General features: G+C 71.6%; 12 protein-coding genes and 1 riboswitch. Of the genes, 6 read left to right on the plus strand and 6 right to left on the minus strand.

The annotated features are described in order from the left end of the window. Positions 1-175 precede the first annotated feature (175 nt). Positions 176-2,233: a phosphocholine-specific phospholipase C gene (locus ACGFWI_RS01910; RefSeq protein ID WP_393903923.1), complete on the plus strand. Its 2,058-nt coding sequence runs from the start codon at positions 176-178 to the stop codon at positions 2,231-2,233. Between the two features lie 78 nt (positions 2,234-2,311). Here the strand turns inward: ACGFWI_RS01910 and ACGFWI_RS01915 are convergent, their stop codons facing one another. The 3 genes from ACGFWI_RS01915 to ACGFWI_RS01925 all read right to left on the minus strand — a co-directional run bounded on the left by ACGFWI_RS01915 (position 2,312) and on the right by ACGFWI_RS01925 (position 4,307). Next, entirely contained in the window at positions 2,312-2,833 is a 522-nt protein-coding gene (locus ACGFWI_RS01915) for an RICIN domain-containing protein (protein ID WP_393903924.1), read from the minus strand. A gap of 366 nt (positions 2,834-3,199) precedes the next feature. Further along, entirely contained in the window at positions 3,200-3,988 is a 789-nt protein-coding gene (locus tag ACGFWI_RS01920) for a PucR family transcriptional regulator (protein ID WP_393903925.1), read from the minus strand. 40 nt (positions 3,989-4,028) lie between these two features. After that, positions 4,029-4,307, minus strand: a complete 279-nt coding sequence (locus tag ACGFWI_RS01925; protein ID WP_393903926.1) for a hypothetical protein — start codon at positions 4,305-4,307, stop codon at positions 4,029-4,031. A gap of 137 nt (positions 4,308-4,444) precedes the next feature. Between ACGFWI_RS01925 and lysA the strand changes: the two genes are divergently transcribed. Together lysA and ACGFWI_RS01935 are read left to right on the plus strand one after the other, a co-directional pair. Then, a complete protein-coding gene (gene lysA / locus ACGFWI_RS01930) occupies positions 4,445-5,776 on the plus strand; it encodes a diaminopimelate decarboxylase (RefSeq protein WP_393903927.1) in 1,332 nt (443 codons plus the stop codon). Positions 5,777-5,812: 36 nt separating this feature from the next. Further along, positions 5,813-7,261, plus strand: coding sequence for an APC family permease (locus ACGFWI_RS01935; RefSeq protein ID WP_393903928.1), 1,449 nt, complete (start codon positions 5,813-5,815; stop codon positions 7,259-7,261). A gap of 54 nt (positions 7,262-7,315) precedes the next feature. Here the strand turns inward: ACGFWI_RS01935 and metE are convergent, their stop codons facing one another. After that, positions 7,316-9,640: a 5-methyltetrahydropteroyltriglutamate--homocysteine S-methyltransferase gene (metE, locus tag ACGFWI_RS01940; protein WP_393903929.1), complete on the minus strand. Its 2,325-nt coding sequence runs from the start codon at positions 9,638-9,640 to the stop codon at positions 7,316-7,318. Positions 9,641-9,796: 156 nt separating this feature from the next. Further along, positions 9,797-10,015, minus strand: a riboswitch (cobalamin riboswitch). A gap of 96 nt (positions 10,016-10,111) precedes the next feature. Here metE and ACGFWI_RS01945 point away from each other — a divergent pair. The 3 genes from ACGFWI_RS01945 to ACGFWI_RS01955 all read left to right on the plus strand — a co-directional run bounded on the left by ACGFWI_RS01945 (position 10,112) and on the right by ACGFWI_RS01955 (position 12,229). Continuing rightward, on the plus strand, positions 10,112-11,170 hold the full coding sequence (locus tag ACGFWI_RS01945; protein ID WP_393903930.1) for an aldo/keto reductase: 1,059 nt from the start codon (positions 10,112-10,114) through the stop codon (positions 11,168-11,170). 172 nt (positions 11,171-11,342) lie between these two features. After that, complete coding sequence (locus tag ACGFWI_RS01950; RefSeq protein WP_393903931.1) at positions 11,343-11,741, plus strand: cupredoxin domain-containing protein; 399 nt, start codon at positions 11,343-11,345, stop codon at positions 11,739-11,741. 38 nt (positions 11,742-11,779) lie between these two features. Continuing rightward, positions 11,780-12,229 (plus strand): hypothetical protein, encoded by a 450-nt coding sequence (locus ACGFWI_RS01955; protein ID WP_393903932.1) that lies wholly within the window; start codon positions 11,780-11,782, stop codon positions 12,227-12,229. 16 nt (positions 12,230-12,245) lie between these two features. On the opposite strand, the gene ACGFWI_RS01960 is transcribed toward ACGFWI_RS01955, so the two are convergent. After that, entirely contained in the window at positions 12,246-13,427 is a 1,182-nt protein-coding gene (locus ACGFWI_RS01960; protein WP_393903933.1) for an Ig-like domain-containing protein, read from the minus strand. A gap of 323 nt (positions 13,428-13,750) precedes the next feature. After that, on the minus strand, positions 13,751-14,752 hold the full coding sequence (locus ACGFWI_RS01965; protein WP_393903934.1) for a DUF6777 domain-containing protein: 1,002 nt from the start codon (positions 14,750-14,752) through the stop codon (positions 13,751-13,753). Between the last annotated feature and the right edge of the window lie 504 nt (positions 14,753-15,256).

Consider the following 15,256-nt stretch of genomic DNA (forward strand, 5'->3'; position numbering starts at 1 on the left):
CCGACCAGGGAGTTCGCCGCGCGTACCGCGATGTGTCACACCTGGGACACCCCCCCTTCCCCACGGCTCGTTCCTCTTGGAACACTCTGCTGACGTCAGTTTCCTCACAGCTCACACCACCGCGCAGCATCGTTGCCCAGTCGAACTCCCCACACGACATGAGGTCCCCAAAGTCATGCCTGAACTGAATCGGCGGCGTTTCCTCCAGATCGCCGGCGCCACCGCGGGTGTCTCGGCCCTGTCGAGCAGCATCGCCCGTGCCGCGGCCATCCCTGCCAAGCGACGCTCCGGCTCCATCGACGACATCGAGCATGTGGTCGTCCTGATGCAGGAGAACCGTTCCTTCGACCACTACTTCGGCTCGATGAAGGGCGTACGCGGCTTCGGCGACCCGCGCCCGGTCACTCTCGACAGCGGGAAGTCCGTCTGGCACCAGCCGGACGGCTCGAAGGATGTGCTGCCCTACCACCCGGACGCCGAGAACCTCGGCATGCAGTTCATCGAGGGCCTGAACCACGACTGGGAAGGCGGCCACAAGGCCTGGAACGACGGCAAGTACGACAGCTGGATCCCGGCCAAGGGCACCGGCACGATGGCCTATCTGACCCGCAAGGACATCCCGTTCCACTACGCGCTCGCCGATGCGTTCACCATCTGCGACTCCTACCACTGCTCGATCATCGGAGCCACCGACCCCAACCGCTACTACATGTTCTCGGGCCACGTCGGTAACGACGGCTCGGGTGGCGGCCCGGTCCTGGGCAACGAGGAGGCGGGGTACGGCTGGACGACGTACCCGGAGCGGCTGCAGAAGGCCGGGGTCTCCTGGAAGATCTACCAGGACATCGGTGACGGCCTGGACGCGAACGGCAAGTGGGGCTGGATCGACGACGCCTACCGTGGCAACTACGGCGACAACTCGCTGCTTTTCTTCAACCAGTACCGCGACGCCAAGCCCGGCGACCCGCTCTACGACAAGGGCCGTACCGGCACCAACGCCAAGCAGGGCGACGGCTACTTCGACCGGCTCAAGGCCGATGTGAAGGCCGACAAGCTCCCCCAGGTCTCCTGGGTCGCCGCCCCCGAAGCCTTCTCCGAGCACCCCAACTGGCCGGCGAACTACGGCGCCTGGTACGTCTCCCAGGTGCTGGACGCGCTCACCGCCAACCCCGAGGTGTGGAGCAAGACCGCCCTGCTCATCACGTACGACGAGAACGACGGGTACTTCGACCATGTCGTCCCGCCGTTCCCGCCGGCCTCCGCCGACCAGGGCAAGTCGACCGTCGACACTGCGCTGGACAGCTTCGGCGGCAACGCCACCTACTCCGCCGGCCCGTACGGCCTCGGCCAGCGCGTGCCGATGCTCGTCGTCTCCCCCTGGAGCACCGGCGGCTACGTCTGCTCCGAGGTCTTCGACCACACCTCCATCATCCGGTTCCTGGAGCGCCGCTTCGGTGTGCACGAGCCGAACATCTCGCCGTGGCGCCGTGCCATCTGCGGCGACCTGACCTCCGCGTTCGACTTCGGCCTGGAGAACACCAAGCCGGCCGCGCTGCCGGCCACCGACAGCTACCAGCCGCCGGACACGGACCGGCACGACAGCTATGTGCCGAAGCCGCCGGCCAACCCCGTCCTGCCCAAGCAGGAGCCGGGCTCCCGGCCGTCCCGCCCGCTGCCGTACGTGCCGCTCGTCGACGGTTCCGTCACCCCCTCCACCGGGCGCTACACCCTCACCTTCAGCGGTGGCGACAAGGCCGGCGCCTGCTTCACCGTCACCGCGGGCAACCGCACCGACGGCCCCTGGACGTACACCACGGAGGCCGGCAAGACGATCTCCGACACCTGGAACACCTCCTACTCCAAGGACACCTACGACCTGTCGGTGTTCGGCCCGAACGGCTTTCTGCGCTCCTTCAAGGGCGACGGCAAGAAGGCCGGCCCCGAGGTGACCGCCCGCCACGACGCGTCCGCCGGCCGGATCGAACTCACCCTGACCAACCAGGGCAGCACCGACTGCCACCTCACCGTCACCCACGCCTACGGCGGCGCACACGAGACCTTCACGGTCCGCGCGGGCGCCACCGTCAAGAAGCCGGTCGACCTGCGCGCCAGCAAGCGCTGGTACGACCTGTCGGTCACCTCCGACGCCGACAGCACCTTCCTGCGCCGGTTCGCCGGCCATGTGGAGAACGGCGAGGCGGGCGTGAGCGACCCGGCGATCATCACCGGCTGAGCGGACCACGCAGGTCCGGCGCACCGCACACAGAACGGGGCACCCGCCGATCCGGCGGGTGCCCCGTGACGCCGCGATTCAGATCCGGTCGACGGACCACCAGTTCTTCGCGACATTGCTGTCGGGTTCCAGGACGACGACCTCGCCGAGCGCACTGCCGTAATACGGCGTCATCACCTGGCGCGAGGAGCGCGAGGTGATCTTGAACTGACCGTCGGAGCCCCGCTGCTGCAGCCACCACTGGAACTCATAGCTGCTGTTGCACGCGCCCTGCGTCACATACGTCTTGCCGTACCACGGGCCGCCCGGCTTGAGGCACTTGCCGGTCTTGGTGTTGCGGATGAGATAGGCCCCGTCGACCTCCTCGAACGTCCACTGGTCACCGCCGAGGGTGTAGCCGGGGTTCCAGGCGTACATCAGGATGCCGTCGGAGGAGTCGCTGCCGTAGCCCGCCGGCAGCAGACTGCCGCCGGTCGCATTGTTGAGGATGCGGTAGGGGGGAGTCTCGGCGACAGCCGTGGCGGCGCCGGCGGTCAACCCGCCGAGCAGGGCGGTGAGCAGGCCGAGAACCAGGAGAAACCGGCTGAGGACGCGATGCATGACAGACCTCTTTCCGTGCTTCGTGGGGTGCGGTGAGCGGTGCGCCGCACCGGCCCGGGGAGGGGTGCGGCGCCCTTGGGAAGGTAGCGAAGTCACCATGCTTCGATGGGTTTTCGCACTGTCTTTCATGCGATCAGGTGTCTTGTCCCTTTTGAAACTCCGCAGGGCGGAGCCGGGGAGGCACAACGGCGCGCAGGGGGAGCGGCGGGCGCGGCCGTCCGGCGGGCCGCGGCCCTGGCGTGGGCCTTTCCCCCGGGGCGGATCCGGGCCCGATGGCCGAGAGGTGGCGGGGTGTTGGCGAGGTTGGCCGAATACACCGTGCCGGCCGCGGTGGTGTGCGCCGTACCACCGGCGGCCTCACGCAAGTCAGTCGGTCAGCCGTAGTTGCAGCCAGCACGAGAGCCGCACGTCCGGGTGGCCGAGGTCGATCCCGAACAGCTCGTGGGCGCGGCGGAGGCGGTACTTGAGGGTGTTGGGGTGCACGGTCAGCCGCCGCGCGGCCTCGCCGACATTGCCGGCCGCGTCCAGCCAGGCCAGGACCGACGCGGCGTAGTCGGTGTGCCGGGCCCGGTCGTGCTCCCGCATGGCCTCGATACCGGGGTGGCGCAGCCGGGGGCGGCGGTCCAGCGCGTCGGCGCAGTGCAGCAGCAGGACCCGGGCGTGTACGTCGCCGAGCGCCGCGACGTCCGGGGCGTCCGCATCCGCGGTCGTCACACGGAGGATGTCGTCCACCTCGGCACGCAGCGCGGGCAGTTCGGCGGGGTCGTCGGCGGGGCGGCTGACCGCGCAGCGCAGCGGTGTCTCCAGGGTGCGGCCGAGCGCGGCCACGGCCTGCCCGGACAGCCGCCGGGCCTCGGCCTGGCCGGCCCGGGGCAGCAGGGTATAGACGGTACGGCCGACGGTGGCCACGGCCGCTTCGCCGTGCACGGCGGCCCAGTGCCGGGTGGCCGCGGCACCCAGCCGGACGGCCGCCGGACCCGTCCGGTCGGGGCCGCCCGCGGCCGGCGCACAGCCGAGGAGCGTGAGCCGCGAGCGCTCCGGCAGACCGAGCTGAAAGCGGATCTCCGGTGCGGTGCCGTCGCCACGCAGCGCCGCACGCAGGGTGTCCTCCCGCGCCCGCAGATCCAGCTCGGCCGAGCTGCGGCGGCGCAGCATGTGCAGCGCGGCGAGCCGCGCACCGTCCAGCAGCGCCCGGTCACCGGCCGCATCGAGCCGGGACGCCGGGCGCGCCCAGCACCTCGCGGTACTGGCGCCGCTGCTCGGGCTCGTCGGGCACCCGCCGGTCCAGGATGCCGCGGCGGCGCAGCTCGTCGATCCGCTGGCCCGGTACCGACGAATACGCCAGCACCCGGTGGTCGAGGTCCTCGATCGCCACCGAACCACCGATCACCGCGGCAACGGCATTGGCCAGCGCGAACAGCTCCTCGCTGGTACCGCCGAAGCCATGCGGGTTTGGCGAATCCGTCAGTTCCACGGTCGGACCCTAGGCGATTGCGCCAACGACGGGGAAGGGGGTGGGCCCCAGCATGGTGCGGAGCCGATCCGGGGCCGGGGCCCGACGGGCGCACCGCGCGTCCCGTACCCCGACGCGCCCCAGCAAGGAGCACTTCCATGGTTCACGGGACCACCACCGCAGCGCCCGTCCCCCCGTTCGCCGACGCCCTGCTCGGGCTGTTCCCGCCCGGCACCACGACGGCGGCGGACGGCGGGCTGCGCATCGGCGGATGCCATGTGGCGGAGCTGGCGGCGCGCCACGGCACGCCCGCGCTGCTCATCGACGAGGGTGCGCTGCGGGACCGGGCCGGCCGCTACGCCGACGGGTTGGCCGCGCGCCGGCCGGACTCGATGGTGGCCTTCGCCTCCAAGGCCTTCCCGTGCACCGCCGTCTACCGGCTGCTCGCCGAGGAGGGGCTCGGCGTCGATGTCGCCAGCGGCGGCGAACTGGCGCTGGCCCTCGCCGCGGGCACCGACCCGGCCAAGGTGATCGTGCACGGCAACGCCAAGACGGAGAGCTACCTCCGGGCGGCCGTCGAGGCCCGTGTCGGCCTTGTCGTCATCGACAACTTCGACGACATCGACCGGCTGGAACACGTCATGGACCGGGCCCATGGCGCGGGCCGCCGCGAGCAGGCCGTCCTGGTCCGGGTCACCCCCGATGTCCGCCCCGACACCCACGAGGCGGTCTCCACCGGCCAGCGCGGCTCGAAGTTCGGTCTGCTGCTGCCGCAGGCGCGCGAGGCGGTCGCCCGGCTGCGCGCGAGCGCCCGGCTGCGCCTGGACGGACTGCATGTGCACATCGGCTCGCAGATCCTCGCCACCGAACCGTTCGTCCGGGCCGTGGCGGCGGTGGCGGAGCTCGGCCGGTTCCCCGTGTACGACCTCGGCGGCGGGCTGGGGGCGCGCTACACGTACGACGACCGGCCGCCGGTGGTCGAGGCCTATCTGGACGCGCTGACCGCGGCGGCCGATGAGCTGCTGCCGGCCGGTGCCCGGGTCATCATCGAACCCGGCCGGTCGATGGTCGCCGAGTCCGGCGTCTCGCTCTACCGCGTGGTGACGGTCAAGCGCTCCGGCGGCGAGACCTTCGTCGCCGTGGACGGCGGGATGGGCGACAACCTCGAAGTCTCGCTGTACGGGCAGCGGTTCGAGGCGACGGTGGCCACCCGGGTGCGGGCCCCCGCCGAAGGGTCCCCCGGCGAACGGTGCCGCGTCGTCGGCCGGCACTGCGAATCCGGCGATGTGCTCAGCACGGGCGTGCTCCTCCAGGACCCGCGGCCCGGGGACCTGATCGCCGTCCCGGCCACCGGCGCGTACACGTACTCCCTCGCCAACAACTACAACGCGGCCCGCCGTCCGCCGGTCATCTTCTGCCGCGACGGCCGCTCCCGCCCCGTCGTACGACGCGAGACCTACGCGGACCTGATGCGCCGCGACCTGCCCTGACGGACCACCCCTGCCCCTCCCCGGATCGAGGCCCCCGTGCGACCCACCGATGTGCTGCCAGGCCAACCACCCCTCGCCCGCCCGCGACTGCGCCATCAGCTCCTGCGCCGCAAACCGCCGGAGGCCTTTCTCGCCGAGGCCGAGGCGCCGGCCGACGGCGGCGGACTGCGCCGTACCGTGGGCGCCTTCCAGCTGACCATGATCGGTATCGGGGCGACTGTCGGCACCGGCATCTTCTTCGCCCTCAACGCCGCGGTCCCCGAGGCCGGACCCGCCGTCCTCCTCTCCTTCGTCATCGGTGCCGTGGCCGCGGCGCTCACCGCCCTGTGCTACGCCGAACTCGCCTCCGCCGTACCGGTCTCCGGGTCGTCGTACTCCTACGCCTATGCCACGCTCGGCGAGTTCGCCGCGTACGCCGTCGGCTGGTGCCTGCTGCTGGAGTACGCGGTCTCCGGCGCGGCCATCGCGGTGAGCTGGGGCCAGTACCTCAACGATCTGACCCAGCGGGTCTTCGGCGTTCAGATGCCCGCGGCGATCTCCGCGCCGCCCGGTGACGGCGGCATTCTCAATGTGCCCGGCGCCGTGCTGGTGGTGCTGTGCGGTCTGCTGCTGGTGCGTGGCGCCAAGGAGTCGGCGCTGGTCAACACCGTGATGGTGCTGCTCAAGCTGGCGGTGCTGGCGCTGTTCGTCACGCTGGGCGTCACCGGCTTCGACCCGGCCCATCTGCACCCCTTCGCCCCGATGGGCATGGCGGGGATAGGCGCCGCCGCCTCCACGGTCTTCTTCTCCTTCATCGGACTCGACGCGGTCTCCACGGCCGGGGAGGAGGTCCGCAACCCGCGCCGGACCCTCCCGCTGGCGATCATCTGTGCGCTGCTGGCGGTCACCACCGTCTATGTGCTGGTGGCCCTCGTCGGCGTGGGTGCCCAGCCGTGGACCGCGTTCGCGGGCCAGGAGGCGGGGCTGTCGGCGATCCTGGCGAAGGTCACCGGGGCGGGCTGGCCGGGGGTGCTGCTGTCGGCGGGCGCGGTGCTGTCCATCGTCAGCGTCACCCTGGTGGTGCTCTACGGGCAGACGCGGATCCTGTACTCCATGGGCCGCGACGGGATGCTGCCCGCCGTCTTCCACCGCGTCGACCCCCGCACCGGGACCCCGGTGCTCGGCACGGTCCTGGTCAGCGGGTTCGTCGCCGTACTGGCCGCGGTCTTCCCGCTGGACGTCCTGGCGGATCTGACCAGCCTGGGCACCCTGGTCGCCTTCACCGTGGTCTCGGTGGGCGTGATCATCCTGCGCCGTACCGCGCCCGGTCTCGACCGTGGCTTCAAGGTGCCCGGCTATCCGGTGGTGCCGCTGCTCTCGGTGGCGTTCTGCGGCTATCTGCTCTATGGCCTGCCGCTGCCCACCTACCTCCTGTTCGCCGGCTGGCTCGCCGTGGCGCTGGCCGTGTACCTCTGCTACAGCCGCCACCGTTCGCGGCTCCAGTGAGCGACGGGCCGGGGCCGGCACCCCCCACGGGCGCCGGCCCCGGCCCGCCCGCGGTCAGGAAGCCGCGCCGGGCAGACCCCCACGGACCTCGCGGGCCGCGGTGACCAGGTTCTCCAGGGCGGCCCGCACCTCGGGCCAGCCGCGGGTCTTCAGACCGCAGTCGGGGTTGACCCACAGCCGCTCGGCCGGGATGGCGTCGAGTCCCTCACGCAGCATGGCGGTTGCCTCGTGCACGCCCGGTACGCGCGGCGAGTGGATGTCGTAGACGCCGGGGCCCACCTCGCGCGGATAGCCGGCCGTGGCGAGCTCCCGGGCGGCCTGCATATGGGAGCGGGCCGCCTCCAGGCTGATGACATCGGCGTCGAGGTCGTCGATGGCCTGCAGGATGTCGCCGAACTCCGCGTAGCACATATGGGTGTGGATCTGGGTGTCCGGACGGACCCCGCCGGTCGTGAGACGGAATGCCTCGGTGGCCCAGGCCAGATACTCCGCACGGTCCGCGGCACGCAGCGGCAGCGTCTCGCGCAGCGCGGGCTCATCGACCTGGATCACCGAACTCCCGGCCGCCTCCAGGTCGTTCACCTCGTCGCGCAGGGCGAGCGCCACCTGGCGCGCCGTCTCGCCCTGCGGCTGGTCGTCGCGGACGAAGGACCAGGCGAGCATGGTGACCGGGCCGGTGAGCATGCCCTTGACCGGCCGGTCGGTGAGCGACTGGGCGTAGGTCGTCCAGCGGACCGTCATCGGCTCGGGGCGGGAGATGTCCCCGGCCAGGATCGGCGGGCGGACATAGCGGGTGCCGTACGACTGGACCCAGCCGTGCCGGGTGGCGAGGTAGCCGGTGAGCTGCTCGGCGAAGTACTGGACCATGTCGTTGCGTTCCGGCTCGCCGTGCACCAGCACATCGATACCGGCCTTCTCCTGGAAGGCCAGAACCTCGCGGATCTCGGCCGAGATGCGCTCCTCGTACCCCGCGGTGTCGATCCGCCCGGCCCGCAGATCGGCGCGGGCGGTGCGCAGTTCGGCGGTCTGCGGGAACGAGCCGATGGTGGTGGTCGGCAGCAGCGGCAGCCCGAGGTGCGCGCGCTGGGCGGCGGCCCGCTCGGCGTACGGCTGCGAACGGCGGCCGTCGGCGTCGGTGACGGCGGCGGTACGGGCGCGTACCACCGGGTCATGAGTGAGCGCCGAACCGGCCCGGGAAGCCAAGTCAGCGCGGTTGGCGGTGAGTTCGGCCGCGATGGAGTCGGTGCCCTGCGCCAGGCCGCGCGCCAGCGTCACGATCTCCGCGGTCTTCTGCCGGGCGAAGGCCAGCCAGCGGGCGATCTGCGGGTCGATGTCGCGCTCGGCGGCGGCGTCCAGCGGGACGTGCAGCAGCGAGCAGGAGGACGACACATCGACCCGGTCGGCCAGGCCGAGGAGCGTACCCAGGGTGGCCAGCGACTTCTCGAAGGAGTTGATCCACACATTGCGGCCGTCGACCACACCGGCGACCAGCCGCTTCCCGGGCGGCCCGCCGACCGCCGCCAGATCCCCGAGATTGCCGGCCGCGGCGCCGGTGAAGTCCAGTGCCAGCCCCTCGACGGGCGCCTTGGCCAGCACCGGCAGCGCCTCGCCCAGCCGGTCGAAGTAGGAGGCGACCAGCAGCCGCGGGCGGTCGGGGAGCGTACCGAGGCCGCGGTAGGCGCGGGCCGCGGCGTTCAGGACGGCGGGGGAGCGGTCCTGCACCAGTGCCGGCTCGTCCAGCTGCACCCAGTCGGCGCCGGCCGCCCGGAGGTCGGCGAGCACCTCGGCGTAGACGGGCAGCAGCCGGTCGAGCAGCGTCAGCGGATCGAAATCGGGCGCGACACCGGGCGCCGGCTTGGCCAGCAGCAGATAGGTGACCGGCCCGACGAGCACCGGGCGGGCGGCCAACCCGAGACCGAGTGCCTCCGTCAGCTCGGCGACCTGCTTGGCGGAGTCCGCGGCGAAGACCGTGTCGGGCCCCAACTCCGGTACCAGGTAGTGGTAGTTGGTGTCGAACCACTTGGTCATCTCCAGCGGCGCCACGTCCTGGGTGCCGCGGGCCATCGCGAAGTACCCCTCCAGCGGGTCGGCGGCCAGCGCGGCGCGGTGCCGGGCGGGGATCGCGCCGACCATCACGCTGGTGTCCAGCACGTGGTCGTAGTACGAGAAGTCACCGGTCGGCACCTCGTGGACACCGGCCTCGGCGAGCTGCCGCCAATTGCCGTGGCGCAGCCCGGCGGCGGTGCTGCGGAGGGTGTCGGCGCTGACGCGGCCCTTCCAGTAGCCCTCGATGGCCTTCTTCAGTTCACGGTGCTGCCCCTGACGGGGGTAGCCGTGCACGGTGGCGTGTGCTGCCGCGGCTGCGGACGTGCTGGTCACGGAACTCTCCTTCGCGAGTATGCCTCCATGGACCACGGGACGGGTCGGGGGCGCGAAGGGACGGCAAACCGGACGGGCCCCGGCGCATTCCCGCCGTATGTGCCCGTCTGATGTCCGCCGACCCGCCCTCGAGGTCACCGAGATCTCCCCGCGCACCGGTCGCACGGGGGCACTGGCAGGTCTTCGGACTCATGGGCACATCCACCAAGGGCGGACATCTACTGGCCGTCGCTTCCCAGACCCGGCCGGGCCCAGTGCGTATGACGGCGGTCGTTCCCACTCACCGCTGCGGGGCAGTCCCGGATTTCCACCGGAGTTCCCTCTTGCGACGCGCCTGCCTGGCGGACAGGGCGAACCAGTTGCTCCCGCCACCCTAGGGCATGCCGTCAACGCCGCGCCTTGCGCTGGAGCGCGCTCCAGCTCCTAGCGTGAGCGCAGCACCGGAGAGCTGCGCCGATCGAAGGGAACCACGTGCGCTACACACTGTTCGGCAGGACCGGTCTGCGGGTGAGCGAGCTGAGCCTGGGCGCCATGACCATCGGCGACGACTGGGGCTGGGGCGCGGGAAAGGACACCAGCGGCCGGATCCTGGACGCCTACGCGGACGCGGGCGGCAACTTCATCGACACCGCCAACAACTACACCGACGGCGCCTCGGAACGGATCCTGGGCGAGCTGCTCGAAGGCCGGCGGGAGCGCTTCGTCCTGGCGACCAAGTACACCTGCGCGACCCGCAAGGGCGATGTGAACGCGGCGGGCAGCCACCGCAAGAACCTGGTCCGGTCGGTGGAGGAGAGCCTGGAGCGGCTGCGCACCGACCATCTCGATGTGCTGTGGGTGCACGCCCGGGACAACTTCACGCCCGTGGAGGAGGTGATGCGGGCGCTCGACGACATGGTGCGGTCGGGAAAGGTGCTCTACATCGGCGTCTCCGACTGGCCGGCCTGGGAGATCGCGCAGGCGAACACCCTCGCCGAGCTGCGCGGCTGGACCGCGTTCGCGGGCTCGCAGCTGCGCTACAACCTGCTGGAGCGGACGCCGGAGCGCGAACTGCTGCCGCAGGCCCGCGCCTTCGACCTGGCCGTACTGGCGTGGGGACCGCTCGCGGGCGGCCGGCTCACCGGCAAGTACCGCCGCGGTGAGACGGGCCGGCTGGACATCGTCGGCGAGGACGGCCAACGGGACCACAACGCGGAGGGGACCGTCACCGCGGTGCTGGAGATCGCCGAGCAGGGCGGCTGGAGCCCGGCGCAGGTGGCGCTGGCGTGGCTGCGCAGCCGGCCCGGCAACATCATCCCGATCATCGCCGCCACCAAGGAGAGCCAGCTCCTGGACAACCTCGCCTCGGTGGATGTCACGCTGGACGCCGACGCGCTGGCACGGCTCGAACGGAGCAGCGCGGTACCGCTGGGCTTCCCGCACGACTTCCTGCGGGAGCCGGGCATCACCGAGAACGTCTACGGCGACCGCTGGCCCGAGATCGAGGACCGGCGCTCCACCTATCGCCGTACGACCAGCGAGATCCGCTGACCGGTACGGCCTCGCTGCGTACGGAACGGCGTCGGCGCCCGCCGCCCGCCCTGCCGTCCGCCCGGTACGCCGAACGCCGCCGCCCGGATGGCCGGGCGGCGGCGTCTGCGGTCTATTGAGGTGTGCGGCCCGCCGAGGCCGGACCGGCCGGACCGAAGGAGACGGACGCCCGATGAGGAAGACCGCCAGGACGGCCGTCGCCGTGGCTGCTGTCGCCCTGTTCGCCACGGGCCTCGGCAGCTGCTCGCACACCGGCGGCGGCACCGCCCCGTCGAGATCCCGCACCCCCACGGCGCAGCCGAGCCCCGGTGCACCGGCCGGCACCCGGCTCACCGTCAAGGACTTCGCCTTCAAGCCGGCCGCCCTGTCCGTACGGCCCGGCGCCAGGATCACCGTGGTCAACGAGGACTCCACCACGCACACCGTGACGGCCACCGGCGCCAAGGCCTTCGACACCGGCAGCATCAAGCCGGGCCGGACGGTCACCTTCACGGCGCCCGCCAAGCCCGGCCGCTACCCCTACGTCTGCACGATCCACCCGTACATGAAGGGCCGGCTCACCGTCCGCTGACCCGGCTACCGCCGCTCACCGAGAGGCTTGGAGAAGCCGTGGCACCAGACAACTCCGTCCCGGAGCGCGGGCGGTCCGGCCGCGTCGCCCGCGGTATCGCACGGCTGCTGGCGGCGGCCGGCCTGGCCCTGGACGCCTACGTCCACGCCCGGCTCGCCGGCCGGTACGACGGGGTCACGGCAACCATCAGCCAGGGCATGCTCTTCCGTGTCGAGGCCGCGCTGGCCGCGCTCGCCGCCCTGCTCGTCCTGGCCTGGCGCCGGCCGGCGGCCGACACCTTCGCCTGGCTCGTCGCGACGGGCGGACTCGCGCTGCTGCTCCTCTACACCTACGTGGACATCGGCGCGCCGGGACCGCTCCCGGACATGTACGAACCGGATTGGAGCAGCGACAAGAGGCTCGCGGCACTGGGTCAGGCCGTCGCCGTCCTGGCCACCTTCTTCCTGCTGCTCACCCGCACCCGCAGCCCCCGCAGACACCGCAGATGAGTGCCCGCCGCCCGGGTCAGTGCTGCAGCGCGCTGCGCTGCTGCCACTGCGTCCAGCTCTCCTGCCAGACCTCCAGGCCGTTGCCGACGTCGGTCCTGTTGGTGTTGCTGGTGCCCTTCACCTCGACCGTGGAGCCGATCGGCAGGAAGTCGTAGATCTTCTTGGCGTCCGAGGTGGTCATGCCGAAGCAGCCGTGGCTGTTGTTGTCCACACCGATCGACTTGTTCCACGGGGCGGAGTGCAGAAAGGTCCCGGACGCGGTGAGGTGGGTGACCCACTTGGAGTCCAGGCTCCACTCGTCGCCATGGCCGATGGTGGCGGAGTCCATCGTCTCGGCCGCGTTCTTGCTGCGTACGGTGTGCACCCCGCCGCGGGTCGGGTCCTGCGGGGAGCCCGCGGAGCCGCGGATGCTGTCGACGCTCTTGCCGTTCTCGTACATGGTCAGCGTGTGCGAGGGCACATCGATGACGGCCTTGTGGTCGGCACCGATACGGAAGCCGAAGTTGTAGTCGCGGGCGAACCAGCCGCCGTCGTCACCGGAGTTGATCCCGGACAGCGCGCCCTTGACGGAGACCTTGGTGCCGGCGGGCCAGTAATCCTTGGGGCGCCAGTCGATCCGGTCCTTGCCGGAGTAGTCCTTGACCCAGCCCCACGCACCCTGGACCTTCGGCTGGGTGGTGACCTTCAGCGCCTTCTCGATTTCGGCGCGCCGGTCCTTCGCTATCGGGTGGTCGAAGAGGATCGATACCGGCATTCCGGTGCCCACGGTCTGCCCGCCGGAGGGGGTGTTGGTGAGTTTGTTCACCTTGTCGGCCTGCTCTGTGGTGAACTCCGAGGTGGCCGCGGATTCCTTGCCCTGCGACGACTTCGTCCTGGTCCGCACGGTGTAGGTGGTCTTGGGCTTGACCTTGCCGTCCGATTTCCATGACACGCCGTCACCGGCGAGCTTCCCGGTGACCGTGCCGCCCTTGTCGTCCTTGACCTCGACCGAGGTGAGCTTTCCGCCGTCGGCCCGTACGGATATCTCCGAGCCGAGCTTGGCCGAGGTGTTTCCGGCGGCCGGGGTGACGGTCACCTTCGCCGCGGGCTGCCCCGCCTCCGGCGCGTCGGCACCCGCCCCGCACGCGGTCAACAGCGTGCCCGCCGCTATCAGGGCGGGTATCAACCAGGCGGGGTGGCGGCGTGGTCCGGCGTGCACGGGGGTCCCCTGCAAAGCAGAACAACTGACAGTGGCGGAGCCCGGCCCTGTGCGGGGATAACCGTCAAGGGCCGCCAATGCACCCGCCGCATAGGCAGAGGGTCTCTCCGCTTCGGAGGTTGTCCGGTGCGCCGGATGATTAGGACACAGTTCGACATCGGGCATGCGGCGAAGGTGGCCCAGCAGCCCAGCAGCCCAGCAGCCCAGCAGCCCAGCAGCCCAGCAGCCCAGCAGGAAAGCCGCGCAGCAGGAAAGCCGTGCAGCAGGAAAGCGGCGGGCGGCCTTCCGGCTGCCCGCCGCTTTCCCGTACGGGGCGCTTGCTGTCAGGTGGACGGCGGTGTCTTGCCGCCTCCCGGCTGTGAAGCCCGGCCGCCGGGTGACCCACCGCTGCCGGGCGACCCGCCGCCCGGTGACCCGCCGCCGGGCGTGCCCCCGGGGCTCGGGGAGTGCCCGGTCGGCCCGCCGGTGGTGCCGGACCCTCCCGTGGTGTCCGTCGGAGACCCGGGGGTGGCCGTACCGGTGCCCGGGGTCGAGGGGCCGGAGGTCCCGGACGAGGTCTCACCGGCCGACGGCGACCCGTTCGGCGGGGGCTCGGAGGTGGTGGGGCCGCTGGGGGTCTCGGCCGGCGGGGTCGTCGGGGTGTCCGTGGTGCCGGTGCCGCCCTCGGGGCGCTTGAACCACGTGCCCGTCTTCGGGTCGCGCAGCACAAATTCCTTGATCTTGGTCTTTGCGGGCGTGACGACGACCGCGTTCGAGGCCTGGTATCCGGGCCACTTCGTGCCGACCGTCTTCACCCCGCCCTTGAGAGGTGTCGGCTCGGTCAGCGGGTTCCCGCACTTGCAGCGCACCCGCGGCACTCCATACGAGTCCACCATGGCCGCGGTGCCGGCCTGCAGGACCGACTGGAAGGTGGTGGCCTTGCCGTCCTTGAAGCCGTGGTTGCTGACCCGGGTGTCATAGCCCAGCTGCACCGGCGTCAGCGACCGCAGATAGGACGGGATCTGAGCCGGCTGTTTGCCCAGGACGCCGGCGAACGCCCGGTTCCTCGCGGGGGCGTCCTTCAGGTAGGTGATCTGCTTCTCGACATCGCAGCTCGCGCTCTTCCGGGTGCCGCCGTAGAGGCCGGGCGTCGCGCCCTGGAAGGTGCTGTTCCCGCCGCCGGACGGCTTTTTGGGCGTGGCGGAAGGGGCCGGGGAGGACTCGTTCGCCGTCGACTTGGTGACCGGGTCCCGGCCGGTCGAGCCGGCCGGTTCGGCGAACACCTCGCCGGTGCCGGAGCCGCCCGGCCGGGTGAGTACGACCGTCAGGATCACCGCTGCGACCACGGCGGCCGCGATGATCGCGACCCGCGGCGCGGACCGCCACCAGGGTCTGCCGCCCCCGGCCGCCCCGCCGCCCCCACCACGGCCGGAGCCGCCACCGCCCCCGCCGCCTTCGTCGCCCCCGCCGGACCCGCCCGGGGGAGTGCCGGATCCCGGCGCGGTGGGCTCCGTCGGCGGCGTCCGCCCCGGTTCCGGACTCACCCGAGTCGGCTCGTGCGAGGGCTCGGACGACGGGCCGGAGAGCGGGCCCGATGGTGGTCCGGTCGGGTGGCTGTCAGGCGGCGGTGGAGATGTCACGGGTACCTCTTCCGTCGCGGGTGGGCCATCCGGCGATGCGAAATTCGCCCGCTTTTGTCAAGGTCGTGACCATTGTGTGCCCGGGGGCGACACCGTCCGCAAGCGGGGCGGCCCGCCGGTGCTTACGGTGGTGCGTGCATGCCGTGGATGCGGGACAAGTATCGGGACAGGCGTTCTGCGCCACATGGCCGTTTCCTGCATTTTCCTTCC

This window comes from Streptomyces sp. NPDC048434 (assembly GCF_043200375.1).
Lineage (GTDB): Bacteria > Actinomycetota > Actinomycetes > Streptomycetales > Streptomycetaceae > Streptomyces.